General features: G+C 72.6%; 23 protein-coding genes. 10 read left to right on the top strand and 13 right to left on the bottom strand.

Going from position 1 to position 26352, the window contains the following annotated elements:
• From ABD067_RS17820 to ABD067_RS17770, 11 genes are all read right to left on the bottom strand, one after another.
• Nucleotides 1-190: hypothetical protein (locus ABD067_RS17820; protein ID WP_408871572.1), on the bottom strand; the 190-nt coding region annotated here is incomplete at its 3' end.
• Nucleotides 187-2358 (bottom strand): TonB-dependent siderophore receptor, encoded by a 2172-nt coding sequence (locus ABD067_RS17815; protein ID WP_343896714.1) that lies wholly within the window; start codon nucleotides 2356-2358, stop codon nucleotides 187-189. The genes ABD067_RS17815 and ABD067_RS17820, both read right to left, overlap by 4 nt.
• 66 nt (nucleotides 2359-2424) lie before the next feature.
• Entirely contained in the window at nucleotides 2425-3339 is a 915-nt protein-coding gene (locus ABD067_RS17810) for an energy transducer TonB (RefSeq protein ID WP_343896713.1), read from the bottom strand.
• Nucleotides 3336-3785: an ExbD/TolR family protein gene (locus ABD067_RS17805; RefSeq protein WP_343896712.1), complete on the bottom strand. Its 450-nt coding sequence runs from the start codon at nucleotides 3783-3785 to the stop codon at nucleotides 3336-3338. The genes ABD067_RS17810 and ABD067_RS17805 overlap by 4 nt, the downstream gene beginning before the upstream one ends.
• Nucleotides 3786-3790: 5 nt before the next feature.
• The gene (locus ABD067_RS17800) at nucleotides 3791-4510 is read right to left on the bottom strand and encodes a MotA/TolQ/ExbB proton channel family protein (RefSeq protein WP_343896711.1); all 720 of its coding nucleotides are present in this window, start codon (nucleotides 4508-4510) and stop codon (nucleotides 3791-3793) included.
• 277 nt (nucleotides 4511-4787) lie between these two features.
• On the bottom strand, nucleotides 4788-6029 hold the full coding sequence (locus tag ABD067_RS17795; RefSeq protein WP_343896710.1) for a cytochrome P450: 1242 nt from the start codon (nucleotides 6027-6029) through the stop codon (nucleotides 4788-4790).
• Nucleotides 6026-7495: a Dyp-type peroxidase gene (locus ABD067_RS17790; protein WP_343896709.1), complete on the bottom strand. Its 1470-nt coding sequence runs from the start codon at nucleotides 7493-7495 to the stop codon at nucleotides 6026-6028. The genes ABD067_RS17795 and ABD067_RS17790 overlap by 4 nt, the downstream gene beginning before the upstream one ends.
• Nucleotides 7483-9123, bottom strand: coding sequence for a hypothetical protein (locus tag ABD067_RS17785; protein WP_343896708.1), 1641 nt, complete (start codon nucleotides 9121-9123; stop codon nucleotides 7483-7485). The genes ABD067_RS17790 and ABD067_RS17785 overlap by 13 nt, the downstream gene beginning before the upstream one ends.
• A gap of 275 nt (nucleotides 9124-9398) precedes the next feature.
• A complete protein-coding gene (locus ABD067_RS17780; protein WP_343896707.1) occupies nucleotides 9399-10820 on the bottom strand; it encodes an oligosaccharide flippase family protein in 1422 nt (473 codons plus the stop codon).
• Between the two features lie 211 nt (nucleotides 10821-11031).
• Nucleotides 11032-12150, bottom strand: a complete 1119-nt coding sequence (locus ABD067_RS17775) for a glycosyltransferase family 2 protein (protein WP_343896706.1) — start codon at nucleotides 12148-12150, stop codon at nucleotides 11032-11034.
• Entirely contained in the window at nucleotides 12147-12854 is a 708-nt protein-coding gene (locus ABD067_RS17770) for a PIG-L deacetylase family protein (protein WP_343896705.1), read from the bottom strand. The genes ABD067_RS17775 and ABD067_RS17770 overlap by 4 nt, the downstream gene beginning before the upstream one ends.
• A gap of 658 nt (nucleotides 12855-13512) precedes the next feature.
• On the opposite strand from ABD067_RS17770, the gene ABD067_RS17765 reads away from it, so the two are divergent.
• Nucleotides 13513-14592 carry a GNAT family N-acetyltransferase gene (locus ABD067_RS17765; protein WP_343896704.1) on the top strand — a complete coding sequence of 360 codons (1080 nt, stop codon included), beginning with the start codon at nucleotides 13513-13515 and terminating at the stop codon, nucleotides 14590-14592.
• Nucleotides 14593-14618: 26 nt separating this feature from the next.
• Here ABD067_RS17765 and ABD067_RS17760 read toward each other — a convergent pair whose 3' ends face one another.
• Both ABD067_RS17760 and ABD067_RS17755 read right to left on the bottom strand, forming a co-directional pair.
• Nucleotides 14619-15443: a metallophosphoesterase family protein gene (locus ABD067_RS17760; RefSeq protein ID WP_343896703.1), complete on the bottom strand. Its 825-nt coding sequence runs from the start codon at nucleotides 15441-15443 to the stop codon at nucleotides 14619-14621.
• A 15-nt stretch (nucleotides 15444-15458) separates the two neighbouring features.
• Entirely contained in the window at nucleotides 15459-16676 is a 1218-nt protein-coding gene (locus tag ABD067_RS17755; RefSeq protein WP_343896702.1) for a carboxylate--amine ligase, read from the bottom strand.
• 825 nt (nucleotides 16677-17501) lie between these two features.
• Here ABD067_RS17755 and ABD067_RS17750 point away from each other — a divergent pair.
• The 9 genes from ABD067_RS17750 to ABD067_RS17710 all read left to right on the top strand — a co-directional run bounded on the left by ABD067_RS17750 (nucleotide 17502) and on the right by ABD067_RS17710 (nucleotide 26352).
• Nucleotides 17502-17663: a hypothetical protein gene (locus tag ABD067_RS17750; RefSeq protein WP_343896701.1), complete on the top strand. Its 162-nt coding sequence runs from the start codon at nucleotides 17502-17504 to the stop codon at nucleotides 17661-17663.
• Between the two features lie 42 nt (nucleotides 17664-17705).
• Complete coding sequence (locus ABD067_RS17745) at nucleotides 17706-18842, top strand: mandelate racemase/muconate lactonizing enzyme family protein (protein WP_343896700.1); 1137 nt, start codon at nucleotides 17706-17708, stop codon at nucleotides 18840-18842.
• A gap of 219 nt (nucleotides 18843-19061) precedes the next feature.
• Complete coding sequence (locus ABD067_RS17740) at nucleotides 19062-19754, top strand: CBS domain-containing protein (RefSeq protein WP_343896699.1); 693 nt, start codon at nucleotides 19062-19064, stop codon at nucleotides 19752-19754.
• 359 nt (nucleotides 19755-20113) lie between these two features.
• A complete protein-coding gene (locus ABD067_RS17735; RefSeq protein ID WP_343896698.1) occupies nucleotides 20114-21448 on the top strand; it encodes an LLM class flavin-dependent oxidoreductase in 1335 nt (444 codons plus the stop codon).
• A 378-nt stretch (nucleotides 21449-21826) separates the two neighbouring features.
• Entirely contained in the window at nucleotides 21827-22852 is a 1026-nt protein-coding gene (locus ABD067_RS17730; RefSeq protein ID WP_343896696.1) for a serine/threonine-protein kinase, read from the top strand.
• Between the two features lie 103 nt (nucleotides 22853-22955).
• Entirely contained in the window at nucleotides 22956-23513 is a 558-nt protein-coding gene (locus ABD067_RS17725; protein ID WP_343896695.1) for a carboxymuconolactone decarboxylase family protein, read from the top strand.
• Nucleotides 23500-24309, top strand: a complete 810-nt coding sequence (locus ABD067_RS17720) for an SDR family NAD(P)-dependent oxidoreductase (RefSeq protein ID WP_343896694.1) — start codon at nucleotides 23500-23502, stop codon at nucleotides 24307-24309. The genes ABD067_RS17725 and ABD067_RS17720 overlap by 14 nt, the downstream gene beginning before the upstream one ends.
• Nucleotides 24310-24368: 59 nt before the next feature.
• A complete protein-coding gene (locus tag ABD067_RS17715) occupies nucleotides 24369-25358 on the top strand; it encodes a Bug family tripartite tricarboxylate transporter substrate binding protein (RefSeq protein WP_343896693.1) in 990 nt (329 codons plus the stop codon).
• Between the two features lie 220 nt (nucleotides 25359-25578).
• Complete coding sequence (locus ABD067_RS17710) at nucleotides 25579-26352, top strand: tyrosine-protein phosphatase (protein WP_343896692.1); 774 nt, start codon at nucleotides 25579-25581, stop codon at nucleotides 26350-26352.

Raw genomic sequence — 26352 nt, 5'->3', positions numbered from 1 at the left:
GCGCCGCGGCGTGCGCCGGCGGCGGTGGCCCCGCGGCGCCGGGCTGCGCCAGCCGCAGCCAGTCCTCCTTGAAGGCGAGCACCCCGCCGGTCGCGCCGAGCAGCATGAGCCACAGCGACGCGATCAGGCCGAGCAGGCGGTGGGCGAGGCCGAGCGCGGGCCGCCAGCGCGAGCGGAGCGGCGGCGTCACAGGCGCGCGGCGAGGGAGAAGGTGGCGGTGAGCGGCAGGCCGACGCCGAGCAGCCCGTTGCCGGCGGTGTTCCAGTACCGCTCGTTCGTGACGTTGTCGATGTTCACCCGCGCCGTCATCGGCGTGCGGTTCACCTCGAAGTCGTAGGCGCCGCCGAGGCTCAGCGTGGTGTAGCCGCCGACATAGGCTTGGTTCAGGTTGTTGACCGGTCGCGCGCCGACGTGGAACACGCCGGCCGAGAGGCGCAGCCCCGGCGCCAGCCAGTCCGCGCGGTGCTCCGCGAAGACGGAGCCGGCGAAGCGCGGCGTGTTCTCCGGCCGCCTGCCGATCAGGCGCGGGTCGGCCGCGCGCTCCTGCTCCGCGTCGAGGAGCAGCGCCGTGGTGTAGATGGCCCAACCGGGCGCCACCTCGCCGACCGCCGCCATTTCCCAGCCACGGTAGATCGTGCGGCCGTCCTGCACGAAGCGCCGCTCGCTGTTGGTGAAGGCGCTCGGCCGGTCCAGTTCGAAGCGGGCGAGGGTGAGCAGCATCCGGCCGTCGAACGGGTCGGCCTTGATGCCGGCCTCCCACTGTCGGCTGATCGCGGGCTGCAGCACCTCGTTCGCGTTCACCGTGTTGGCGGGCGCGGTGCCGCCCTCCTCCAAGCCCTCCAGGTAGGAAGCGTAAAGGCTCATCCACGGCAGCGGCTTGACCACGAGGGCGGCGAGCGGCGAGGTGGTGGAGGTCTCGTATCGCTGGACGGTGGTCGCGCCCTGCTCGCTCTCGAAGCGCCCGAAGCGCACGCCGCCGGTGAGTTGGACGCGGCCCTCGAGCGCGCTCACGCGGTCCAGCAGGATGAGGCCCTGGTCGATCGCTGAAAAGGGCGTGCGGGCCAGCCGCTGGGTGACGCGCAACCGCGGCGGGTTGATCGGGTCGTACAGGTTCTGCCCGGTGAAGAAGGTTTGGTTGCCGACGCTGTTTTGGTCGCGCCAGAATTGCGTGACGGCGACCCGTAGGTCGTGCTCCAACGGGCCGGTGCGCAGGTTGCCCGTCAGCTCGGCGCGGAGGACGTGGTTCTGGTAGTCCTGGTTGCGGGTCAGGAAGGTCTGCAACCGGCCCTGGCCTGTCGCCAGGTTGTAGTCCTGGAACTGGGAGAAGTCGCGGTCGCGCCGCGTCTCCGCCCGGCCGGCGGCGATGTTCACAGACCAGCCCGGCGCGAAACGCCATTCGCCTCGCGCGAGCAGGTTCAGCGCTTCCGCGTCGTACCGCTGCCAGGAGCCGGCGAGGTTGCGGCTCGGGTCCGGCACGTTCGGCAACGCGATGCGGCCGTCGGCGCCGGCGGGCAGCAGCGCGATGGCGGCCGGCTCGGCCACGTCCTTGCGGATGTACTCGGCGTCCAGGCTGAAGGTGACGGTGCTGGTCGGGCGCCAATCCACGGCGCCGGAGAAGAAGCCGCGGTAGCCGTCGGCGCGGTCTATGCCGGTGTCCACGCGCCCGCCGAGCACGTTGAACCGCGCGCCCACCGTCCCGTCGGCCGAAGTGCGGCCGACGTCCATGTGGGCCAGCGCGCCGCCGTGGTGGTTGACCACGCCGGTCACCGTGGTGACGGGTTCGAGCCCGGCGCGCAGGTTCACCAGGTTCACGATGCCCGATGGCGTGCCGAAGCCGTAGGACAGCGCGGAGACGCCCTTCAGCACCTCGACGCGCTGCCGGTTCTCCAGTGGCAGGTCGATGAGGTTGATGACGGGCAGCGCGCCTTCGAGCAGGTAGTTGGTGCGGTTCTCCACCGGGATGCCGCGGATGGCGAGGTTGTCGTAGGCGACGCCGTTGAGCTGCGCGCGGGTGACGCCCGCGGTGTTGCGCAAGGCGTCGTAGATCGAACGGGCGTTCTGCGCGTCCAGCACGGCGCGCGGCACGGTGTTCACCGTCAGCGGCGTGTCCACCTGCTTCGCGCCGGCGAAGGGGCCGGTGCCCGTGTTCCGCGCGGCGAAATCCTCCTCCGCGCGTCGGCGGGCGGCGCCGGTCGCCACGACCGGTTCCAACTCCAGCGGCACACCCGCGGCTTCGGTCGCCGGCGGGTTCTGCGCCAAGGCCGGGAGCGCTGCGCTGGCGGCGAGCAAGCCGACACTGGCGGCGGAAGCCAGGAGACGCGGGCGGCGCGGAAGCCGCAGCGGGATGGGTGTAGGCATGGGCCTCCTCATGCGAGCGACACGCATTCGCAATTGGGGTAAGGAGCGACCTTCGGCATGGCGCGGTCAGCGGATGCGGAAGGTGATGGGCACGAGGAGTTCGAGCTGCGCCTGAGGCACCGCGGCCGGCAACGGCGGTAGCGGCGACACGCGCCGCAACAACGCCTCCGCCTCCTCGTCCAAGACGAGGTGGCCGCTGCCCCGCTGCACGCGCGGCGAAAGCACCCGGCCGTCGCGGGCCACGGCGAAGCGCACCAGCACGGTGCCCTCGTCGCCCCGGACCTCGGCGGCGCGCGGGTAGCGGTGGTTCGCGCGCAAGATGCGCAGCAGCGCCGCGCGGTACTCCGCGAGCCCGGCCGCAGCGGCCGCCGGATCGGCGGCCGGCGGGTCGGACTCGGCCGGCGCCTGCGCGGTCGGCGCGCCGCTGCGCGCTTCGGCAGCGGGCGCGCTCCGGGGCGGGCGCGGCAAGGGGCGCTGCGCCCTCGGTTGGACCGCGGGCGGGGGCGGCGGCGGTTCGGGGAGCGCGGCGACCTCCCGCGGGGGCGGCTCCGGCTCCGGCGGTTCTGGCGGCGGCAACTCCGGAAGCGCTGCGACCTCCCGAAAGGGCTCCGGCGGCGGCTCCCCCGGCGGCGCGGCGGTATCCTGCGGGGAGGCCGGCGGAGGCGGCTCGGGCGCGGGCTCCAATTCCGCCGCCGGCGCGAGCGGTTCCTCCTCGGGAAAGGTCTCCGCGGCCGGGCGCGCCGCCTCCGCCGCCGTGGGGGCGGCAGGCGACGGGAAGGCGAGGCTCAGGTCGAGCACCGGCGTTTCCGGCGCGGGCGGCGCCGCCGGGTCCGCCGCGAACAGCGCGGCGGCGACGGCCAAGCCGTGCAGCCCGACCGCCGCGGCCACCGCACCCGGGTGCGTGCCGCTTCGCGGCGGCAGCGCCTCGCGGCGCGCCCCCGGCCGACCCATGGCCGCGATCCGCTCGGCCAAGGTGCTCATCTCGGTTGGGGCGGCCGCGCGTTCTCGGCCAGGAGCGACACGCGGCCGAAGCCGGTGGCGGCGATGTCCCCCATGACCTCCACCACGCGCCGGTAGGGGATGGCGCCGTCCGCGCGCAGGTACACCACCGTGTCGGGGGCGGCTTGCGCGACGGGCGCGAGCCGCGCGGCGAGATCGCCTTCCGCCAGCTCCTCCTCTCGCAGGGAGATGCGGCCGGCGCCGTCCAGCGTGACCACGACCGGGTCGGGCGTCTCCTGGGCTACGCGCGGCGCCGTCGTGCGCGGCAGGTTCACCGGCACGCCGCCCACCATCAGCGGCGCGGCCACCATGAACACGATCAGCAGCACGAGCATCACGTCCACCAGCGGCGTGACGTTGATCTCGGACAGCACGGGCAGGGCCTCGTCGTCGTCGCCGCCGGAGGGGGAGGGGAAGTGCGCGGCCAACGCGCCTACTCCGCCGCCGCGGTGCGGAACCGGGCCGCCGGCGGCGGGCCTTGCCGGGTTTGGGCGGTGCCGGCTTCCATCACCGCCAAGCGGGTCGAAAGCCTTGCGATGGCGCCGAGGCAGGTCTGCCGCGCCGTCCCGATGCCGCTGGCCAGCCGGTTGTAGGCGAGCACGGCGGGGATGGCGGCGGCCAAACCGACCGCCGTGGCCGCTAGGGCCTCCGCGATGCCCGGTGCCACCGCGGTTAGGCTGGTGTCGCCCGTGCGGGCGATGGCGGTGAAGGCGTTCATGATCCCCCACACCGTGCCGAACAGCCCGACGAAGGGCGCGGCGGAGCCGACGGTGGCGAGGAAAGACAACCCGGCCTGCGCCGGCCGCAGCGCGTCCGCCAGGGCGAGGCGCATCGCCTCCCGCAGGCGCTCGCGGCGCTCGCCCAATCCCTCGCCCGGCGGCCGCTCCGCCGCCGCGACGCGCGCGTCGCGGAGCAGGGCCGCGGGCAGGCCGGGCGGGGCTTCATCCGAGGACGGCCCGTCGCCGCCGACGCGGGCGAAGGCGTCGAGCGCGCGGGCGCCCCGGCGCAGGCGGGCGACGCGGAAGGCACGGTCAAGGGCGATGGCCCACACGGCCACCGACGCGGCGACGAGCAGCAACACGACGCCCTGCACGACGGCGTCGGCGTGCAGAAAGAGGGCGACGGGCGAAAGATCGGGCGAACTGGGGTTCATGCATGGGCTCGCGCGGAAAGGACGCATCGTGCCTAACGTAAATGAGAATAATTCGCAATAGCGACACAGGAAGGGTTTTTTCATGCGAGGAAAGGCGGCGCGTTCCCCCGCTCTTGCGCTCGCGCGACGGTGCAGCGAAGCCTGTGGAGCGCTCATGGCGGGGTGGTCCCGAGGCGCGACGTTCCGCACGGGACGCCCTTCGGCACGGCACGCTTGATCACGGGGCTGCGCGGGCAGGGCCGGGGACGGCCCGAGCCCGCGGCCCCGCCGCCGCGTGTCAGGCCCGGTCGAACTCGACGACGAGGCGCTCGGCGAAGGGGCCGCGCTTGCGCAGCCGCCCCTCCGGCCCATCAGCGCGCCGAACGCCCCGGCGCAACAAGGGTTTGAGCAGCAGCGGCAACACGGTCCGGTTGATCGCGGCGGCGAAGCATTCGTGCAGCCCGTGCCCGAAGTGCATGAACTCGTGGGGCGGCCGGCGCGGGTCGAAGGCTTCCGGATCGGAGACCCGCCGCCCGTCCCGCATGGCGGAGGCCAAGCCCACGAAAACGGCCGTCCCCGCCTTGATCGGGGCCGCGCGCCGGGTGCCCGCCGCGATGGTGCAATCGCGCACCGCCACGCGCGGCAAGGCCGGCGCGATCGGGTCGAACCGCATGGCCTCGAATACATGGCCGGCGACCAGCGCGTCGTCGCCGGCGCGGGCGGCGGCGACCGCCCCCGCCAGCGCGTCCGGCCGCCGCAGCAACTGCTCCAGGGCCTGCGGCACGATCATGGGCTGTTGCGGCGGCCCGCCCACCACGAGGCCGATCAACCCGCTCCGGATCTGCGCGTCGGCGAAGCCGGGTTTCCCCGCGGCTTGAAGCGCGAGGCAGCGTCCGAGGACATCGTCCGACCCGCCTTGCCCCGCCTCGCGCCGATCCCGGATCAGCCCGTCGATGTGCGCCCGCAGCCGCGGCGCGATGTCGTCCACCTCGGCCCGCAGCGCCGGGTCGTCGCCGGGGTCGGCGAACTGGAACTCGAACAGCCGGGTCGCCCAGACGCGGAGGTCGCCGTTCGCGGGCGCGGCGACGCCGAAGTACCCCAACAGCACCTCGAAGGAGACGCGCCGCACCAGGGCGTCCACCACCTCGATCCGGCCGCCCGCCCCGCGCACCGCTTCCTCGGCCCGGCGCTCGAAGGCGGGGGCGAGGCGCGCGGGGATGTCCTCGTGCGGCACCGCGAGGCGCAGGGCGCCGACGGCCTGACGGTACGTCTCCCCGTCGGGCATGCCGAGGAAGAACGGCTCGCCGCCCATGATGACGTCGAGCTTCTCCCGGTAGGTCACGCCGAAGTCGGCGTCGCGCAGGAACACGTCGCGGACGTCGTCGTGGCGGGTGACCAGCGCCATGCCCCGCCCGCGAGGGATCGGCCACACTTCGCGCAGCACGCGGAACGCGAGCGGCGCTTGGCCCAAGGCCCAGTCCGTCAGCCGGGCCTTGACCCCGCCCCCGGCCGGCCGCAGCGGGTCCGCCGTTCCGATCATGGCCGCGCCTCCAACCAGTCGAGGGCGGCCATGCCGGGCAGGAAGAAGTACTCGCCGCCCGCGAACCGGATGAAGGTCTCGACGCCGAAGCGCCAGCGCAGCGGGTCGTCCGGCACCGTGAAGGGGCCGGCGGGGCCGCACAGCGGGTCGGTTTCGCCCTGCAGGGTGGCGAAGGCGCGGTTCAGGATCCAGGTCTGCTGCACGAACTCGAATTGGCGCGTGATGTCGGTGTTGAGCGCCATGAACAGCAGGCCGCGGGTCTTGCCGTCGTCCTGCCCATCCGCCGGGAAGTCGTCGCCGAACTTGCGCCCGCGGCGCAGCAGGCGATGGTTGTTCGCGGACTTTAGGAGGTCCGGAGCGGACTCGTCGTCCGGCGCTAGGCCGTCGCGCGGGTTCGACCGCCGCACGTGCGACCCGACGGGGCAGCCGAAGCCGTGCCGGTCCGTCGCGCGGAACCCGAAGGCGTTGTCCGGCCCGTGCGGCGCGTAGGGCACCCGTGGCAGCGTCTTGCCGCCGGGCAGCAGCAGGTCGCCGTCCATCTCGCGGCCGACCGCGCGCTCCGCGACCCAGCGGCCGTCCTTCGTCGGGTCGCCGAGCGCCGCGGCGGCGGCCTCCATCGACCGCCAGAAGGCCGCCACGTCCTGGTGCAGCTCGCGCACGACCAGGTAGCTGCCGTTGCGGCCGAGGTCGAAGAAGCCGGTGGCGTCCCCAGCCGCGCTTTTCTCTTCGACCGCCGGCCCGGGTGAGGGCTCGTTGTGCGAGTTCGGGTGCCCGAACAGGAAATCGCCCAGCGGCACGCCGTGCCACGGGTCGGGCTGCGGCCCGGAGTCCTTCCGCCGCACCGCGTCACCGTACGGGATGGGTTGGGACAGGCCGTCGGCGAAGCCGAAGTGCTCGCGCGCCACGCCGTGCCTGTCGAAGCGGAGCGAGAGGGGCAGTTCGCACGCCGCGGAAACGCTTTGCGCATCCAAGACCGACTCCACCTCCACGCGCCAAGCGTCGAGGTCGGCCGCATCGGCGGCGTAGAGCACGAGCAAGGCATGCACCGTCAGCGGCGTCGGATCGGCGCCCTTCGGGTTCCCGCTCCAGCGCGGCCCGCCCTCGACCAGCGTGGTCGCGCCGCCGTCGCCGGGCAGGTCCCCGAGGCGGCGGCGGCGGTCGGGATGGTGCATGCCCTCCCAGAACGGCCGCTCGAAGCCGCGCAACTCCGCCTCGCCCAGCCCCAACGCCGCCAAGCCGGTCGCGGTGAAAGCGATCGCGGCCGAACGCCCTTGTTGCTGGCCGTCGGCTCTCGTGGCCGGCGCCGCTTGGCGGACGGCCCGCAGCCAACCGCGTCGGGCCTTCCCGGCGTCCAGGAACAGCGCCACCGCCACCGGCAAGTGAGCGAAGGGGCTCACGACGAAGCCCTGCGTGTCCCTGGCGGTCCGCGCCTCCAGGGACCAACCGGGCGGCGCTACAACAGGCATGCCCATTCCGCGGCCTCCTTCGGCGTGAGTTCGGGGCGGCGGAGCCCCTCGGCGACGGCGTGCTGGCGCTCGATCTGCTCGACCGTGAGGTCCGGGTAGGCGCTGAACCAGAAGCCGCTCACCGCCATGGAACTCCGCGCCCAGGCCTTGAAACGGCGCCCGTGCGTCGCGCCCTCGAACCACAGGAACCGCGCCGGCGGGAAGCCCACGCAATTGCACCAGGCGAGCGTCAGCCCCCCGTGCGCCTTCTCGATGAAGTCGTCGAGGTAGCTTTCCCAGGTGCCGTCGTAGTTGCTGAAGAACATCAGCCGGCCGCCGTTGCCGACCAGGGCCCAATGCGCGAAGTGGATGGTGCGCATGCTGGACAGGTAGCCGCGGCGCGCCTCCGGCAGCACGCGGAGCAGCAGCCCGAGGCCCCACAGCCCGCCGCGGATCAGCACGGCCCGCAACGCGCCCGGCTTGACCAGCACGACGCTGCCCATGTGGTTCTGCAGCACGCGGTCCTCGCGCGCCGACATCCTCCGCACCTCCTCCTCGTCCACCGGCGGGGCGTCTTGGGGCTGGTCGCGCCCTTCCAGCCAACGGAGCCAGCACAGGACGCCCAGAACCACCGGCAGCACGCCGGAGAACAGCAGCAGCGCCAGCGCGCCCTGCACCCGCAGGGAGGGCGGCAGGAGGCCGCTCGACGTCTCCGGCCCGCCATACCTGCGGAGCACGAGGGCGAAGGCGAAGCTCGCGGCGAGGGAAAGCAGGGGCACGAGCCACCAGGGGAGCAGCAGCCAAGCGAGGATCGCCGGCGCCGACACGGCGAGCAGCGCGGCCAGCCCGAAGCCCGCCAGCCGCAGCCAGTCGGAGGTGTTCTCGGCCCGCGCGATACGCCGCGGGGACTCGGCCTCCAGCCACCCGATGTCCGGCAGCAGCGCCCGGCGGAGCGCCGCGTGGATTCCCGGCGCGGACATGCCGGCGAAGCGCTGCCGGTCCCCCAGTTCCTCTTGCACCGCTTGGAACAGCGCGGCCTCGGCTTCGATGCGCGCGCGCGTCAGGCCGCGGTTGCCTTGGTGGCCGGCCGCGGGCCGCACCGTCTGCGCCTCGAAGAACGGCGCGACGGGCAGGCGTGCGCGGTCCGCCACGATGGCGTCGAACATGGCCGCGGTTCCGTCGCGCGGCCGCTTGCAGCAGCGGACCATGTCGCGGAGCCACGGGCCGATGGCGGCTTCGAGCGACGCCCAGAACGGGCCCGGCGGGCCGTCGAAGTTGGCTTCGACGACCAGGACCGGATCGTGGTGCGCGTCCTCGAACACCGTCATGGAGATGAAGTGGAGCGTCGGCACCGCCTGCTTCAGCCGGTCGTACTTCGGCCGGGTCGCTTCCTCGTCGTTCCTGAGCTTCTCCAGGACGGCGCGCAGCATGGCCGCCTTCTTGGGGTCGACCTCGACGACGACCGACAGGATGGTTTGGCGGCCGGTGAAACCGCGAGGCTGCTCGGGAGGCTTCCGGGCGAGGATCGCGGGCAGCGCCGGGCGCCGCGGCGCCGCGCCGGCGGCCGCGTGGGGTCCGCTGGGGTCGAAAGCCGGGATGGCGAAGTCGTCGGCGGCTTGGCGCGCCGTGATCGCCGCCGGAGAAGGCATCAAATCCGCACTGCGCATGGACATCGGGTCGCCTCACGATCCGCGCGCGAACTCTATGAGGCGGCGTCGGCGCTCCGCAACGCATCCGCGCGTCGTCCTGCACGCAAGGTGAGGCGGCGCACACCACCGGCTTTCGTCCCCTGCGTCGTGTGAGGCGGCGCACATCCTTCGCCGATGCGCGATTCCGGAAGCGCCGCGGGAAACACGACGGCCGTCGCTCCGCCGCCGTCCGGTGCGCGCCGGCAGGCGGACGGATATGCGGCGTGCGGCCTACATCAGGGCTTGTCGAGCACCGGTTCAGCGACCTCTCGCCAGGCCGGCCGGCCCAGGAGGACGATCAACGGCCCGCCCGCGGCCACGCCGATGGCGACCTTCGCCGCGAGGAAGGCGAGCGGCGGCAGCGTGGGCGGAAGAACTCCGGCCGCTTCCGCGCCCAGCACCGCCGCCGCCACCGCGGCGGCGGGCAGCAGTGCCGTCGCCCAGGCGCGGAGTTGTCGCACCGGCCGGAAGCCCAGCCGCCAAGCGGCGAGAGCGCCCAGCGCCGCCACCTCCCCGGCCAGCATCAAGGCCCAGGCCGCGGCGGCGCCCTCGCCGCTGCCTTCCGGAACCAAAGAAGCGAGCAGCAAGACGAAGGCCAAGCCGCCGAGCGTGAGCCACAGGTTCACCTTCGGCATGCCGGCCGCGACGAAGGCCAAGCCCAACGGGAGCCCGAACGCAGCGAAGGCCAAGGTGGCCGAGAGCACCCGCACCGGCACGACAATGCCCGCCCAAGCCGGGCCGAGCAGCGCCGCTTGCACCTCCGGCGCGCAGAGCGCCAGGCCCGCGAACACCGGCGCGAAGGCCAGCCCGGACAACCGGCACACCGCCTCCAGCCGCCGGAGGAAGGCGGGGCGGTCGGCTCGCAAGCGGGACAGCGCGGGCAGCCCGTAGCGGTGGACGAAGGGCGTGGGAAGTTCGCGCGCCACCTCCACGATGCGGAAGGCGATTTGCAGGAGGCCCGCCAGCCCGGGCGAACCGCCCGCGACCACGAGCAGGAAGAGCCTGAACCCGATGCGCCCGGCGAGTCCGGTGGCGGCCGCCGTGACCGCGATGGGCGACATCTCGCGGATGGCGTCGCGGCGCAGCACCAGCGAGGGCACGAGGCGCGCGAACGCGGCCGCAAGCACGGCCGCCGTGCCGAAGAAGGCGAGTTGCTGGCCCACCAAGGCCCACGCCCCCCACCCCGCGAGCGCAAGGGATAGGCCGGCGGCCAAGCCGGCCGAGTGCGCGCCGATGCCGCGCAACGCTAGGACGCGGAAGGTGTAGGCGCGGAGGAGCACGCCGTTCGCCGTGCCCTCGACCGCGTTGAACGGCAGCATCAACGAGAGCGCGGCGAGCACGGGACCGACCCCGGGCCCCAACCAGTCCGGCAGCAGCAGCCCGGCCGCCGCCAAAGGCACCGCGAAAGCGAAGGCGAGGGCGAGGCTCGTCCACAGCACGCTGGCGATGTCCGCGTCCGAGAGGCGGGCGCGCTGGACCATGGCGTTCGTGAAGCAATAGCCGACGAAGGGTTGCGCCAGCATCACCACGGCGCCGGCGAGCGCGGCGCGGCCGACCTCGGCAGGGCCGACGATGCGGGAGACGAGGAAGGTCGTGAGGACCGTGCCGAGCAGCCCCGCCGCGGTTTCTGCCGCGATCCAGCCCGCTTGGCGCTTCACCCCCGGCCCTCGTGCGTCGGGATGGAGCGGTCGGCCCGCGCCCCGGTCGGGGGCGCCGCGGGCGCGTGACTCGCCCCGCCGGAGAATCGGCCGGGCGTGCCGATGGGTAGGCGCGACGACACGATCGCGGGGGCTCCAGGGAAACGAGAGATCCGCCGGGAAAACGAGGAGGCGGGCGCGCCGGTCCGGGTAGCCGAACGCCGTTGGCGTGTCAGGTCCGCACCGGAGTCCCCCGGGCGGCCCTGATCGCAACGCCGCCCCGGGGCACGGCTCCTTTCTCGAGGCCGGACGCGAGGTGCAGCACCACGTCATCCGGGCCTTCGACCGGGCACGGCGCGCCCGGAAGCGCCGGCCGACCGCCTTTGAGGCGCCGGCGCACCGCCCCGGCCGCCGCGCGCGCGTGGCGCAGGAGCCTGGCCGGGCCGCCGCAATGCGCGTGCTTCAGCGCAGCCAGGACGCGCCCTTCATCCAGCAAGCGCGCGAAGCAGTCGATGTCGATCAGGCGCTGCCTCCGGCGTAGCAGCGCGGCCGCTTCGGAGTCGCGTTCCCGGACCGCGAGGCGCAGCATCCTGCGGTTCGCGGCGCTGAGATGCAGCATGGCGTCCCGGCCCCTGGAATGCGAGTCCCCCCGGACGCGCTGGACGTAGTGCGCGGCGGGCACCAAGTGGAATCGGCCGCCCCGGGCGATGCATTCGATGTAGAGCAGGAAGTCCTCTCCGACCTGGATGTCTTCGGCGTACCGGAGGCCGTGCGCGAGCAGGAACTCGCGCCGGATGATGGGTTGCAGGAAGCCGAACAGCCCGTCGTCACGAGGCTTGCCGCCAGGCATGTCGCGCCGCACCGCCTCGGCCAGCGTGACGGGCTTCCCCAGGTTCATGGCGGCGTCGCGGAAGCGCGGCCCCAGCGGCTCCCCGGTGGCGAAGTCGACCCGCAGCATGTTGTCCGCGACGAGGTCCGCGTCCAGCGCTTCGGCCGCGGCGATCATGTGCTCGAGCCGGCGCGGTGCGTAGAGGTCGTCGGCGTCGAGCACCGCGAGCCACCGCCCTCGCGCCCGCGCTATAGCGGCGTTCCGCGCGGCGGCCGGGCCCGCCCGGCGCGGCTGCCGGATCGGCACTACGCGCGCGTCACCTCGGGCGCAGGCTAGGATCGCGTCCCAGGTTCCGTCGGAGGAGCCGTCGTCAACCACGACCACCTCGATGTCCCGGCGGGTCTGGGCGAGCGCCGAGAGGATGGCGTCCTGCACGAAGCCGGCTGCTTGGTGGGCCGCCACGATGACCGATGCGGAAGGGGCTGCCGCGTCCCCGCTCCCCGGGATGTTTTTCTCGATCATCTTTCGAACAGGAAGACCTCGAAGGGCCGGTCGACGGCGGAAAGCAGCGAAGCCGGCAGGTGGAAGCCGTTCGGGTCATCGGCAATGACACCGGTGTGCTGCGACGCGTGGGCCGCGATCGCGCGGCGCTTGGCCGGCAGATGCCGCGCGATGTCGAGCCTCGCGCCGGCCACCGCGTCGACCGGCAACCGTTGGCGCGGCGGCAAGGCCCAGCCCCAAACGGGGTAGGAGACGAGGCGCGTCCCGGCGAGGCGCGCCGCCGAGCGTCCGATAACGTACGCAGCGACGTGGTCGGCGTGGGGATCGTGCTGCCAAGTGGTGAGGATCGCTCTAGCCTGATACAGTTGCGCGAGTTCCGCGACACGCGCCGCAGCCTCTTCCATGGCGGCCCCTGCGCACGGGGCGCGGCCGTCGGGGAGGCCCAAGAAGTGCAGTCGTCCGCCTTCCACGCCCAGGGCACTCACGGCCGCCTGCGTTTCCGTCTGACGTAGCGCCCGCAAGCGTGGCGCCGGATGGCTCCGGGATGAAGGATGGGACATGGAGCCGTCGGTGAGCACCACGACGACCGGCGGACGGCCGCGGGCGCAAGCCTCGGCGATCAGCCCGCCGCAACCGAGGCTCTCGTCATCGGGATGCGGCGCCAAAACAAGGGTCGTGCCGCCGACAGTGATCTCGTCCAGGGTCCCGAACGGCAGGCCCGCCATCCGCTCCAGGACCGCGCCTGCGCGTGTTAGGCGCGATGGCCCCGCCCTTCCGAGGTCGAGCAGACCGAACGCCGATTTTTTCAGACGACTCGCAACGATGAGCGGCGAAAGGCGGAAAGACGCAAAAGGCGCTACGCCTGCGCGCAACAGTTGATCTTTAGGAGGCGTCCTTCCCATTTTCAAGCCTATTCTCAAGCCACTCGGAGTGCTGACCCAATCAGTAACCAATAAGGAACGAAACCGACTCAGCTTGGAAGCTATACTTCAACGACAACAAGGCGGACGCGTTCACGATATTCTTTAGCGCTCAAAATTGCGAGAAGAAATGTTTCGATGGCGCTAGGTTCCTGTGAGATTGGTCTGAATCTGGATCGACACGGGCTCCGCAATGGCGATGTTACATCGTGAGGTGCTTTCACGATGCCTTGGCTATTTCGCAACGACTGTGGGCTTCGGTCGCGCGTGATGCCTCGCCGTCGTATCGTCCCCTCCCGCACAATCGCTGCATGCGACGGGTCGCCGGCGCGTTGGACGCCTTCCTGACTTCATGTTTTTCACGTCCGTTGCGCGCCGGGCGAGCCGCATTCGGCGTGCCCTTCCGCGCGTCGATCGCCGCATGGTCGTCGCGCGGGTTGCGTCCCGTCCCCGGAGCCGGCGCGTGCGGGTGAACGTCCTTCGCCCGGAGGAGCTGGACGAGGGCCAGCTCGCCGCATGGACGCGCTTCCAAAACGGCGACCCGCTGCTTGCGAGTCCTTTTCTCCGGCCGGAGTTCACGCGACTCGTCGCCCTCGTGCGGCGAGACGTGATGGCGGCAGTCCTGGAGGAGCACGGGGAACTGCGCGGCTTCTTCCCCTTCCAGCGTCGCCGGCGCTCGGGCCGGCCGGTGGCGGGAGGCCTTTCCGATTGCCAGGCCGTCATCGCCGCGCCGGGCTGGGACTTCGACGCGCGCGCCCTCGTCCGGGCCACCGGGCTCGCGGTGTACGAGTTCACGCGGATGCGGGCGGACCAATCCCCCTTCGCCCCGTTCCATCGCAAGGTCGTCGACTCGCCCGCGATCCGCCTGGACGGCGGCTTCGACGCCTACGCCCAGGAGCGCCGCGCGGCCGGGCGCAACGTCGTCACCCAAACCATGTCGCACGCCCGGCGCCTCGAGCGGCAGCTCGGGCCGCTGCGGTTCGTCATGCACGACCCGGACCCGCGGTCCCTCCACCGCTTGATCGACTGGAAGCGCGGGCAATACCAGCGGGACCGCTGGGGCGGCGCCCTGGACGTGTTTTCACACCGTTGGACGGTGGAACTGCTGGAGCGGGTCCACGCCGCGCAAGGGGCGGGCTTCGCGGGCGTGCTGTCGACGCTGTGGGCCGGGGACAGGATGGTCGCGGCCCACATGGGCATGCGCTCCTCCACGGTCCTGCACTACTGGTTCCCGGCTTATGACGAGACCCACGCGAAGCTCGCGCCCGGTCGGATCCTGCTGCTGGAGATGATACGCGGCGCGGCCGCGGCGGACCTCCGCGCGATCGAACTCGGGGCCGGCGACGACGGCTACAAGGACAGGTTCGCCAACGCCGCGTCCGCCGTCGCGTCGGGCTTCGTCGGCGCGCCCTCGCTCCAGCTCTGGGGCCGCAGGCTGTGGCACGCGGCCGAGGCCGTCGCACGCCGTGTGCCCGTCGCGTGGGGCAGGCGGCGAGCCGACGAGTTGCTCTTCCGCCTCGAATGGGAGCGGAGCCACAGGTAGGCCGCGGCCCGGCGCCCGGGAGCGGTTCAGGCCGTCCCCCGCCGCACGGAACGCACAAACCGCTTCACCGGGCCGTAAAGGCCGAGGCGCCGCAGCGCCCGACCCGTCACCGCCCGGATCGGCGAGGAACGGGGAGGCAGCAGCCCGGCCTTCCGCGCCTTTTCCAGCGCCGGCGAGACGTCGTACTCCACGCGCTTGACCGCCGCCGTGCAGCGCGCGGTGTCCAGGACGACGTAGGTGGCGCGGCGCTCTTCGGTCCTCGGCTGCCCGACCGTGCCGGGGTTGATGAGGTAGAGAGCGTCGTCCCGGAGGGCGACCTCGTCCTCCGCGCGGCTCCGAAAGACGCCGTTTCGTAGTTCATAGACGCCGAGCCGGTGCGTGTGCCCGAAGGCGCACACGCGCGCCCCCGACGGGTGCGCGGCGAGCGCTTCGAAGGCCCGCAGCCGGCGCTCGCAGGTGTCGAGCCTCGTCATCTCGCAACCGCCCTCGGGGAGCAGCGCGCCGTGCACCGCGACGACGGCGCCTTCCACGCAGGCCTGGAGCGGCATCTCTGCCAGGAAGCGGACGGCGCCGGCGCTCAGCCGCTTCCGCGTCCAGGCGACGCCCCGGGCGGCGTCGGCGCTGAATCCTTCGGTGGTGATGCGCCCGGCGACGGCCCGGTCGTGGTTGCCGGCGACGCAGATCGGGTCGCAGCGGCGAAGCAACGCGACGCATTCTTCGGGATCGGCGTGGTAGCCGACGATGTCGCCTAGGCACAGCAGCCTGTCCACGCCGTCCGCGGAGACGCTCTCCAGCGTGGCGCGCAGCGCTTCCAGGTTGGCGTGGATGTCCGAAACGATCGCAAGCCTCACCGCGGCCGCCCTGCCTCAAGCCCCGGCGTCGCGCGGGGCCGTTTCCGGCGCGCGGGGCCGCAAGCGGCGCAGCCATCCCCCGCTCAGGCGCCGGGCGCGTTGGTACACCTCTCCGTTGAGGCAAGGCATCGGGTCGCGCCAATCCAGGGACGCGTTCGCGTCGCAGCGCAGCATCCAGGGCAGCCACTCCGAAACCGGCACGCCCGCCGCCCTGGCGGCGCGCCAATCGTCCAGCGGTCGGCACCACGTCGCCCCGGCCCGCGCGGGAGAAACGGCGGGGCGCGGCGATCCGCACATGTCGGCGTGGACGAGGGCGGGCAGGTTCACGCCCGCGACCGCGCCCAGGTGGTGCCACAGGTTGAAACGGGGGTTGATCTCGAGGAGATGCAGCGTGCCGTCCGGGGCGCGCTTGAAATCGAGTTTCGCCACCCCGCGCAGGCCCAACTTCCGCACCAGGGCCCGGCCCAACACGGCGACGTCCGGCGCTTCGGAGAGTTCCAGCGCGGTGCTGTGGCCCAGCGACGGCGGGAGCGTCCGCACCTTCCGCCCGGTGAACTCGCCGGCGACGCCGCCCCGCTCGTCCACGTAGACGTGGTAGCTCTCCATGCGCGTCTCGGGGCCGGGGATGAGCTCTTGGACCAGGAGTTCCGCGCCCGCCGCGGACAAGCGCGGCCACAGGTCGCGCAACGCTTCCGGCGTTTCCGCGCGCACAGCCTTGCCGGCGCCGCCGATCGCTGACCAGCGGCGGTCCCGCGTGAGCGGCTTGACGACCACCGGGAAGCGCAACCCGAAATCCGCCGGCCGTCCGCCCGCCGCCGGATGGACGCGGCGCGTCGCGGGAACGGGCAAGCCGTGGCGTTCAGCCAGCGCTTGGAAGCGGCCCTTGTCCACGAAATCCTCCACCAGCTCCGGATCGGCGACCACGAAGCGGAAGGCACGCGCCAAGCGTTCCCGCTGCCGGGAGACGAGCAGGAGCTGCGAGTCCTCTTGGAAGTACAGGACCGGCGGCTCCGGCTGCGCCGATCCGAACCGCACCAGCGCCTCCACGAGTTCCTCGCCGCCCTCCCAGAAGTCCTTCCACGGGATGGCCGTCCGGGTGAAGCGGGAATGGACAGGCGGGCTTCCGGGGGCGGCTACGACGGCGCAGGCGATCCCCGCGAGGCCGAGCGGCCGGACGAGGTCCATGTCGCCCATGACGCAGGCCAGCGGCAGCGTTTCGGATGGTGTTTTCACAGGACCTGACCAAGCCTCCGCCAACTCGTTCCCAGGCCATTCTGCACGGGTCGCTGCGCATGGCCGGCCGCGGCTCGGCGGTTCCAAGAGGCGCGCGGCGGCACCATGTCCGCGCCCTGGACCGGAATCCACCGCGTGCCGCCGCGGTTGTCCAGATCGTGACTCGGGGACCGCCGCATGAGCGCCTGATCCCGCTTGGCTTGCTGTCCGGCCCCGGCGAGGCACGGCTCGGCCGGCACGGGAGAGGAGGGTCCACAGCCGGCCGAGCCGGCGGTGACCGCGTGACCAATTACATATCAGGTCCGCGGCGGAGCCCCCCTGGGACGGGGAGGAACGACCGGCAGGCTCGCCGTCGGGAAAGGCGCGCCGTCGTGGGAACTTCAGCCGAGAGCTACAAATGGCGGGACTCCGCGCGCGTGCGCAGCATCTGCGTGCGGTGACGCTTACTTCCCGGCGGCGCCGCGCGGTCCGGTCCGATCCGCGGCCCGGACCGCGCGGTCGCCCCGGGGACCGCGGCCGCCTGGGGAGGCCGGTCCCGGCCTCCTATCAACCGTTGCGCGTCGTCGTGCCCTTCACGCCAGGCAGCAAGAAGGCCGCGGGGCGGCGGTGCGGATCGGGGGTGCGGGGACGCCTGCCCGACTGCCAGGGCGAACGATCCGATCCGGTCTTTGTCCGTCCCGCGCCGCCAGGGGATGTTCCGGCCAAGTGCTTGGAAGGATGACAGGCGACAGCGGGATTGAACCCTGGCCTTCGCCGTGCCGGGAGATGCTCTGCCACGACAAACCCAGACATCATGGCGGTTCTGATGCATGGCCACCGGCTTTGGTGGAGCGGCCGATCGAGGAGGCGTTCGCGGCGCCCGGCCGTGCGCGCGCGCTGGCGCAGGACCGGATGGTGCTGGCGGCGCGGGCCGGAGAGCCCGGCTTGGCGCGCCGGCTCGAACGGGCCTATTTCGGCCAGGACGTCCCTACGGCGCCGCACGCCTGAGACGGCGCGGGCCGTGGGCCTCTTTAGGCGGCAGGAATCGGCATGAGCGGCTTCACCATCGCGCGCATCGGGGCCTTCGTCCTCCGTGCTCCCATCGCCGAGCCGGTGGTCACCTCGTTCTTCACCATCCGCGACCGGGTTTCCGTCCTGGTCCGGGTCGAGGACGCGGATGGCGCGCACGGCTGGGGCGAGGTGTGGTGCAACTTCCCGAGCTACGGCGCAGAGCACCGCGGCCTCGTGCTGCACCGGACGATCGCTCCGATGGCGCTCGGACGGACCGTGGACGACCCGGTCGCCTTGTGGCGGGAGCTGGCCATGCGCACCCACGCCTGGGCTCTGCAAAGCGGCGACGCCGGCGCCTTCGCCGCCCCGCTGGCCGGGCTGGACGCCGCGCTTTGGGACTTGAAGGCCCGCCGGGCCGGCCTGCCGCTGGCGCGCCTGCTCGGGGGCGAGGTCCGCGATGTGCCGGTCTACGCCAGCGGCCTCAATCCCGGGAACGGGCCGGAAACGGCCGAGCGCGCCCGCGCCGAAGGGCACCGGCGCTTCAAGCAGAAGATCGGCTTCGGGGAGGAGGTGGATTTCTCCAACCTCCGCCGCATCGCCTCAGGCTTGCGCGGAGACGAGGCGCTGCTCGTGGACGCCAACCAGGGCTGGACCGCCGAGGAAGCGCGGCGGATGGCGCTGCGGCTGAACGAACTCCCGCTCGGATGGGTCGAGGAGCCCATCGCCGCCGACCGTCCGGAGGCGGAATGGCGCGCCCTCGCGGAGGCCTACGCCGCCCCGTTGGCCGCCGGCGAGAACCTGCGCGGCCAGGACCTCCTGCGCGCCGCCTCCGATCCTTGGCTCGGCGTGGTGCAGCCCGACATCGGCAAGTGGGGCGGCGTGTCCGGCTGCTTCGCCGTCGGCCAAGCGGCCGTCGAGGCGGGCAAGCGGTACTGCCCGCACTGGCTGAGCGGCGGGATCGGCCTGATGGCGTCCGCCCACCTGCTGTCCGCCGTGGGCGGTCAAGGCCTGCTGGAGGTCGACAGCAACCCCAACCCGCTGCGCGCCTCCCTGGCACAACCGTTCCCGGACTTGGTCGAAGGGGCCTTCGTCCTCACCCACGCGCCGGGCATCGGGGTGGAGCCGGACATGCGAGCGGCAAGCCCTTTCCTCGTCGCCGAGCACGAAGCGGCGTAGCGGCGTACCCCCGCTGTGGGCGGCCGGTCCGACGAGGGCGGCTCGGTTTTCCCTTCGAGGCAGACCTTGGCAGCCGTCCAAGGGCGCAGGCCAATCCGGCGAAGCGCCCGACGCCGGGCAGTCACCGAGGATCACGGCCGGTTCGCCGGGCCGGCTCCGAGGTGGCGGCACCCGCCGTCCTGGGCGCATGATGCCGCATCAAGCCAGGGAGGAACCGCCATGACCGCCCTCAGCGCCCGCGACCTGATGACCGCCGAAGTCGTGACCTCGCCGCCCGAAACGCCCGTGATGGCGCTCGTCCGCCTGTTCACCGACCGCGGCGTCTCGGCGGTGCCGATCACGGACACCTCCGGCACCCTGCTCGGCATCGTCACCGAGCGCGACCTGATCCGGCGCTTGGCCGATGAGGACGAGCGGCCCGCGGGTTGGCTCGCCCGCTTGACCGATCGGCCGAACGCCAGGGCCGAACGCTACGCCCGAAGCCACGGCGCCACCGCGCGCGAGGTGATGACCGACGTGGTGGTGACGGTCGCGCCCGACGCCACCGCCAACCACATCGCCCACCTCATGGAGCAGCACGGCATCCGCCGCGTCGTGGTGGCGGAGCAGGGGCGCCTGCTCGGCATGGTCACCCGCACCGACCTCCTCCGCGCCCTCGTGGCGGACCAGCCGCCGGAAGGCGAGGTGTCGGACGAGCGCATCCGCGCCGCCATCCTGGCGGCGATGCAAAGGGAGTCCTGGGCCGACACCCTCCACGTCACCGTGGATGTGCGCGGGGGCGAGGTGGAGTTCTACGGGTTCAGCCGCTCCGCCTCGGTCCAGCGCGCGCTCCGCGTCCTGGCCGAGAACGTGCCCGGAGTGGGCAAGGTGACGGACAACACCCAGCAACTCCGGACGCTGCTCGAAAGCTGACGAGCCGCGCCCCGAAGCGCAGGCGCCCGCAGTGGGACGGGCTTTGTGATGCCTGCCGACACGAAGGGGCCGGTGCGGCAGGTGAGCGCCGTCGCTCACGACGCCGAGCGGCCAAGGTCGTCCGGGCTCCTGGCCACCAAGCCCCCCGCTGGGCTCGTCGGGTCGATGGCGCCCGCGCCCTAACCGGACCGACGCCGAGGGTGGGCTGTGCCGCCCCATCGTTGGGGGGCGGGACCCCCCTCCCTGCGCATCTGGACGCTCGCGCCGGCTGGAGGGGGACTAGGTGCGGCGCCCGGCTTCCATCCCCGCAGCGCGCGACCATCTGCCAGGCACGGGCGGACAGCGGCGGGGAACGGGCGATGACGGCACCACGGCGACTGCGGCTCGGCGCCTTCATGCGCCCCGTGAGCATCCACACCGGCGCTTGGCGCTATCCCGGCGCTTGGCCGGACGCCAACTTCAACTTCGCCGCCTACAAGCATTTCGCCCGGACGCTGGAGCGCGGGAAGTTCGACGCGCTGTTCCTCGCCGACCACATGGCGGTGCTGAACATGCCGACGGAGGCGCTGAAGCGCAGCCACACCGTCACCTCCTTCGAGCCGTTGACCCTGCTTTCGGCGCTCTCCACGGTGACGGAGCGCCTCGGGCTGATCGCAACGGCCTCGACCACCTACAACGAACCCTACCACGTCGCCCGCAAGTTCGCGTCGCTGGACCACATCAGCGGCGGCCGTGCTGGTTGGAACCTCGTCACCACCGCCAACCCGGACGCGGCGCTGAACTTCGGCCATGACGAGCACATGGCGCACGGCGAGCGCTACAAGCGCGCGCGCGAGTTCTTCGACGTGGTGACCGGCCTTTGGGACAGTTGGGCGGACGACGCCTTCGTCCGGGATGCCGGGAGCGGCGTCTTCTTCGACCCGGACCGCTTGCACGTCCTGAACCACAAAGGGCCGGAGCTGTCCGTGCGCGGTCCGCTCAACATCGCCCGCCCGGTCCAGGGCTGGCCCGTGGTCGTGCAGGCCGGCTCGTCGGAAGCGGGCCGGCAGATCGCGGCCGAGACGGCGGAAGCGGTTTTCTCCGCCCCTTCCACGCTCGCGGACGGCCAGCGCTTCTACGCCGACGTGAAGGGCCGCATGGACCGGCTCGGGCGCGACCGCGACAGCCTCAAGATCCTGCCCGGCTGCTTCGTCGTGGTGGGCGAGACGCTCGCCGGAGCGCGCGAGAAGCGGGCGCTCCTCGACAGCCTGGTCCACTACGACAGCGCCGTCGCGTCGCTCTCGGTCGCGCTCGGCGTGGACGCCTCGCGCTTCGACCCGGACGGGCCGTTGCCGGAGATCCCGGAAACCGAATCCAGCAAGAGCGGCCGGGAGCGGGCGATCGCGCTGGCGCGGCGCGAGAACCTCACCGTGCGCCAACTCGCCCAACGACTGGGCGGCTACGCGGGCTTGGCGATGGTGGGCACGCCGGCCTCGATCGCCGACGCGATGGAGGAGTGGCTCGCGACGGACGCCTGCGACGGCTTCAACGTCATGTTCCCCTACCTGCCCGGAGGCTTGGAGGAGTTCGTCGACCACGTGGTGCCTGAGTTGCAGCGGCGGGGGCTGTTCCGGCGCGAGTACGAGGGCGCCACGCTGCGCGAGAACCTCGGCCTGCCGCGGCCGGCCAACCGGTTCTTCCCGCCTCGCCCTTAGAGCAAGCGAGAGCGGAGGCCGACCGCCGCGGCGGTCCGGCGGGAACCCTGGCGACGACACCCGCCATTTCCCGAGCGTCGCCGGGAACGTGGCCGCGCCCCGTGGCCGAAAGCGGCACTGGGCGAGACATCCCGCGCTTCGACCAGGGCCGCACGGTTGGTCCAAGCCACCGCCTTTGTTGGCCACCCGCCACGCGGCGCCCCAGTCCGGCCGCGCAGGTCGACGTCGCGGTGGGCCTGCGCGCGTCGCGTCGCCAAGTCGTGCAAGGTTCCACCGTGTGCTGCCGCTCGGCTCCTCGGCGTCGAAAGCCGGACGGGCTTGCGCTTGCGCTTGCCTCCGCCGCAGCCTACCCGGCCCGCGCAGCGAAAGGCACCGAGCATGCCGCGAAAGACCACGCACGCACCGCCGCCGCCGAGCCGCAACGGCAGGGTCAGGGGCGCGGTTGGCGGTACCCCGGCCGACCGCCTGATCCGGGCGTGGCTGGACGGGGACCGCGACGGCTTCGAAGACCTCGCTGAGGAGTTCATCGCCGGCGGCAGGGACGGCGTGCTGGCGGCGGCCGTGCGGAAGCTGTCCGAAAGGTACGAGGACGACGCCGTCGAGGATTTCGCCGACGACCTGACGGAGGTGGCGGAGGCGGCCGAAGGCCAGCGCGATTTCAACTTCGCCAGCCTCGTGCTGCTGCCGGTCGTGGCCGAGGGAGGCCCCCCGCCCGACCCGGCGACGCTGGCCCGCGGCTTGGCCGCTTCGGGCGCGTTCCCGCCCGGGGCCGAGGTGGCCTTCGCGGCGGGATGGAGCACGGCCGAAGCCGTCCAGGCTTTGTCCCCGTGCGCCGTCCGGCGCGTACTGCTCGACGTCGCGGGCGGGCGGCCGTCCGCCGACCTGCCCCTTGCGCCGCCCGGCGGCGGATCGGACGGCGGGATCGCGGTGCTGGCCGGCGCCGTGGTGTTCAGGACCGAGCCATCCGAGGACGACGCCGATCTCGACCCGGAGGCGCTGGACGCCGCCGAGGAGGCGCAAGACCGCGAGCGCATGGACGCGTTCGAGCGCTGGCGGGCCTCGCTCGGACCGGAGGCCACGGAAGGCGCTCTCATCCTCCCGTTCTGCACGCCGTCGGCTTTGGCGTACGAAATCGGAGCCTTTCTCGACGGGGCCGGGCCAGAAGGCGGCGATGTGCTCGACGAGATCAGAGATTTCGTCGAAACGGCGAAGGGCGAGGCGGACGGCGAGGAGGTGCTGGCCCGTTTGACCGCCCGCGAAGGCGGCGTCGAGTTGGCGGTCCTGACGCGGTCGGGCCGGGAGCTGGACCGCCGCGTCTTCGACCTGGGGGACAGCGGCCTCACGGGCGCCGACGTATCGCGCTTCCTGGAAGGCAGCGTGCCCATCGTGGACGGGACCGGGTAGCCCGATCAACCCCGCGCGGCTTGACCGCCGAGCTCGACCCGGTGCTGGTTGGCTGGGGGCGGCATCCACCAAAAGGCGGATCAGGCTCCAAGAGGAGGCGCCCTTGGCCCGCATACCCTACGCCGACCCGAACAAGCCCGAAACCAAGGAACTGGCGGACCGCATCGTCCGCGAGCGCGGCAGCGTGCTGCACCTCTACGCCATGCTGCTGCACAGCGGCCCGGTCGCCGAAGGCTGGCTGCGGTACCTGACCGCCATCCGGCACGAATGCGCGCTGCCCGGGTCGCTCCGGGAACTGGTCATCATGCGGATCGCCCACCTGAACGGCGCGGCCTACGAGGCCGAGCAGCACGCCCCGATCGCGCTCAAGGAAGGGCTGACCCGGGCCCGGGTGGACGCCCTGCCGGACTGGAGGGGCACCGGCCTGTTCGACGTCACCCAAGAAGCGGTGCTGGCCTACTGCGACTCGATGACCCGCGAGATCCATGTGCCCGCCGAGACCTTCGCGCCGGTCCGGGATGCCTTGGACGAGCGGTGCTTGGTCGAGCTGACGGCCACCATCGGGGCGTACAACATGGTGTCCCGCTTCATCGAGGCCCTGGGCATCGACTCGAAGGACGACCTGTCCACCAAGGAGGCGAGCGGCCATGTTCGGCCTTGAAGGGAAAGTCGCCTTCGTCACCGGCTGCGGTTCGCAGTCGGCGGGGTGGGGCAACGGCAAGGCCATCGCCGTCCTGTTCGCGCGGCGGGGCGCGGCGGTCTACGGCGTCGACGTGAACCGGGAGGCGGCCGAGGAGACCCGGCGCATCGTCGAGGGCGAAGGCGGCACCTTCGTCGTCGGCGTCGGGGACGTCACGGATAGGGCGGCGGTCGATGCGCTGGTGGCCGATTGCGTGGCTCGCCTGGGGCGCGTCGACATCCTGGTCAACAACGTGGGCCATTCGTTGCCCGGCGACCCGGCCACCATGACCGAGGAGGCCTGGGACAGCCAGATCGACGTCAACCTCAAGAGCGCCTTCCTGTGCTGCAAGGCCGTCCTCCCGCGGATGGAGGCCCAGGGGAAGGGCGTGATCGTCTCCATCGCCTCGACCGCCGCCATCCGCTACACCGGAAAGCCCCAGGCGGGCTACGCCGCCGCCAAAGCCGGACTGGTGCAGTTCAGCCGCGTGGTGGCGATCGACTACGCCCGCCGCGGCGTCCGGCTGAACTGCGTGCTGCCGGGATTGATGGACACCCCGCTCGTGGAGAAGATCGCGCAGGACTTCGCCAGCCGCGAAACCGGGATGGACAGGGACGCCTTTTACCGCCGCCGGCACGGGCAGGTGCCGATGGGCCGCATGGGCGAGGCGTGGGACGTCGCGAACGCGGCGCTGTTCCTGGCGTCCGACGAGTCGAAGTACATCACGGGGACCGAGATCCTGGTGGACGGCGGGCTTTGCGCGGCCGCTCGCGGCTGAGGCGCGGCCCGCCGCACCGCCGATCGGCGGAAGGCCGGACACGCAGGGAGGGCAACGAGATGACCAAGTTCGCGGGACAAAGCATCGGCAGGCGGGCGGTCCTCGCCGCCGCGGCCTGGAGCGGCGCGGCGCCTGCGGCCGCTCAAAGCCGCTTCCCCAACCGTGCCGTGAGCATCGTCGTGCCGATCCCGGCCGGCGGCGGGACCGACTACGCCGCCCGGCTGATCGCGCCGCCGATGGGAACCTTGTTGGGCCAGCCCGTGGTGGTCGAGAACCGCCCCGGCGGCAACGACGTCGTCGGGCTGATGCACGTCGCCCGGTCGCAGCCCGACGGTCACACGCTCCTCATGGGCTACTGCGGGACGATGGCCGGGCGGGCGGCGATCGGCGGCACCGGCGGCGTGAGCACGACGGACGACTTCGTGCCCATCGGGCAGGTGTCCGACACACCGCAGCTCTTCGTCGTGCACCCCTCGCTGCCGGTCAACAACCTGCAGGAGCTGGTCGCCTACGCCAAGGCCAACCCCGGCAAGATCAGCTACGCCTCGGCGGGCAACGGCTCGATGCACCATCTCGGGACCGAACTGCTGAAGTCGCGGACCGGCATGGACATGCTGCACGTCCCTTACCGGGGGACCGGGGAAACCATCGGCGACCTCATCGCCGGCCGCGTCCAGTTCTACATGAACTCGCCCCCGCCGCTGGTCAGCTTGGTGCGGGACGGCAAGGTGCGGGCGCTCTGCGTCAGCTCCAACGAGCGGCATCCGGGCCTGCCGGACGTGCCCTCCTTGACCGAGAACGGCCTGCGCGACCTGCCCCTCAACGTCTGGTTCGCCCTTTACGCGCCGAAGGCCGTTCCAGCCGACGTCCGCCAGAAGCTCACCGAGACTTTGGAGCAGGCCCTGTCCGACGAGGGCCTCAGGAAGAGGGCGTTCGAAGCCGGGTCGCTGGTGAGGTACGCCGGGCCGGACGAGGTGGCCCGGAGGCTCCGCTCCGAGATCGCGGGCTGGAAGGACACGGCGCAAGCCGCCAACATACGCGCCGACTGAACTGCTTGGACGCGGCACTGCATCGCCGCCGGTCGCGGAGCGGGCGGGCAGCATCCCGGCGAGGCGCTCCGTCGCCGTGGAGTGCGGCGCCGGCGACGCCAGGGTGTGTGGCGCACGCGGCCCCGCTCCTGGTGTCGGACGGAGCTCGCTGCTCCGTAGCGGCCGAAATCGTCGTTGGGCGCGAGCGGACCCCGGCAGATCATCGAGGAGGGAGGGCCGCTTGCCGAACGCATCGGACAACGAGGCGCCGCTGCCGCGCGTGGTGGCGCTCGAAGGGTGTTCCAACCTGCGCGACCTCGGCGGCTACCGCGCCGCCGACGGCCGCCGCGTGCGGTTCGGGCGCGTGTTCCGTTCCGCCTCCCTCGCCGGGCTGACCGAAGCGGACCTGACGGCCTTCGGCGCGACCGGCATCCGCACCGTCTGCGACCTGCGCGGCGAGCGCGAAGCCGCCCGCGCCCCCTCGCGCCTGCCGGCCGCGGACGCGCCGGAGGTGGTGCGCCTGCCCATCGAACCGCGGGTCGGCGCTTCGCTGCGCGACCTGCTCGCCCGGGAAGAGGCGACGGGCGAGGACGTCCACGACCTGCTGCGCACCGCCTACACGGCCTACGCGACCGACCACCTGCCGCGCTACCGGGCCTTGTTCGACTTGCTGCTGCGCGAGGAGCGGCTGCCGTTGCTCTTCCACTGCTCGGCCGGCAAGGATCGCACGGGGTTCGGCGCGGCCTTGGTCCTGACCGCGCTGGGGGTGCCGCGGGAAACGGTCGCCGCGGATTACCTCTCCACGAACCGCATCTGGAAGCGCGAGCACGCGCTGCCGCCGAACACGCCGGCCGATGTGCGCGACACCCTGCTGACCGCCCACCGGCCGCTGCTCGAGGCCGCGCTCGACCTAGCCGTTTCCCGCCACGGCGGCAGCCTGGAAGCGCTGCTGGAGCACGGCCTCGGCCTCCATCCCCCACGTCTCGCCCGGCTGCGCGCGGCGCTGCTGGGATAG

It is taken from the genome of Craurococcus roseus (genome assembly GCF_039523795.1).
In the GTDB taxonomy this organism is placed as follows: Bacteria; Pseudomonadota; Alphaproteobacteria; order Acetobacterales; family Acetobacteraceae; genus Craurococcus; species Craurococcus roseus.
The sequence above is the reverse complement of the archived record's forward strand: the minus strand, read 5'-3'. Positions and strand labels throughout refer to the sequence as shown.

Excerpts from the sequence above, each read along its gene's own strand:
- ABD067_RS17770 (WP_343896705.1), bottom strand. The coding sequence starts at position 12,854 with ATGGCGGGCCTGCCGTTCGGGACCCTGGACGAGATCACTGTCGGCGGC.
- ABD067_RS17745 (WP_343896700.1), top strand. The coding sequence starts at position 17,706 with ATGAGCGGCTTCACCATCGCGCGCATCGGGGCCTTCGTCCTCCGTGCT.
- ABD067_RS17800 (WP_343896711.1), bottom strand. The coding sequence starts at position 4,510 with ATGAACCCCAGTTCGCCCGATCTTTCGCCCGTCGCCCTCTTTCTGCAC.
- ABD067_RS17815 (WP_343896714.1), bottom strand. The coding sequence starts at position 2,358 with ATGCCTACACCCATCCCGCTGCGGCTTCCGCGCCGCCCGCGTCTCCTG.
- ABD067_RS17810 (WP_343896713.1), bottom strand. The coding sequence starts at position 3,339 with ATGAGCACCTTGGCCGAGCGGATCGCGGCCATGGGTCGGCCGGGGGCG.
- ABD067_RS17730 (WP_343896696.1), top strand. The coding sequence starts at position 21,827 with ATGCCGCGAAAGACCACGCACGCACCGCCGCCGCCGAGCCGCAACGGC.
- ABD067_RS17795 (WP_343896710.1), bottom strand. The coding sequence starts at position 6,029 with ATGATCGGAACGGCGGACCCGCTGCGGCCGGCCGGGGGCGGGGTCAAG.
- ABD067_RS17715 (WP_343896693.1), top strand. The coding sequence starts at position 24,369 with ATGACCAAGTTCGCGGGACAAAGCATCGGCAGGCGGGCGGTCCTCGCC.
- ABD067_RS17785 (WP_343896708.1), bottom strand. The coding sequence starts at position 9,123 with ATGCCTTCTCCGGCGGCGATCACGGCGCGCCAAGCCGCCGACGACTTC.
- ABD067_RS17720 (WP_343896694.1), top strand. The coding sequence starts at position 23,500 with ATGTTCGGCCTTGAAGGGAAAGTCGCCTTCGTCACCGGCTGCGGTTCG.
- ABD067_RS17775 (WP_343896706.1), bottom strand. The coding sequence starts at position 12,150 with ATGATCGAGAAAAACATCCCGGGGAGCGGGGACGCGGCAGCCCCTTCC.
- ABD067_RS17735 (WP_343896698.1), top strand. The coding sequence starts at position 20,114 with ATGACGGCACCACGGCGACTGCGGCTCGGCGCCTTCATGCGCCCCGTG.
- ABD067_RS17740 (WP_343896699.1), top strand. The coding sequence starts at position 19,062 with ATGACCGCCCTCAGCGCCCGCGACCTGATGACCGCCGAAGTCGTGACC.
- ABD067_RS17790 (WP_343896709.1), bottom strand. The coding sequence starts at position 7,495 with ATGCCTGTTGTAGCGCCGCCCGGTTGGTCCCTGGAGGCGCGGACCGCC.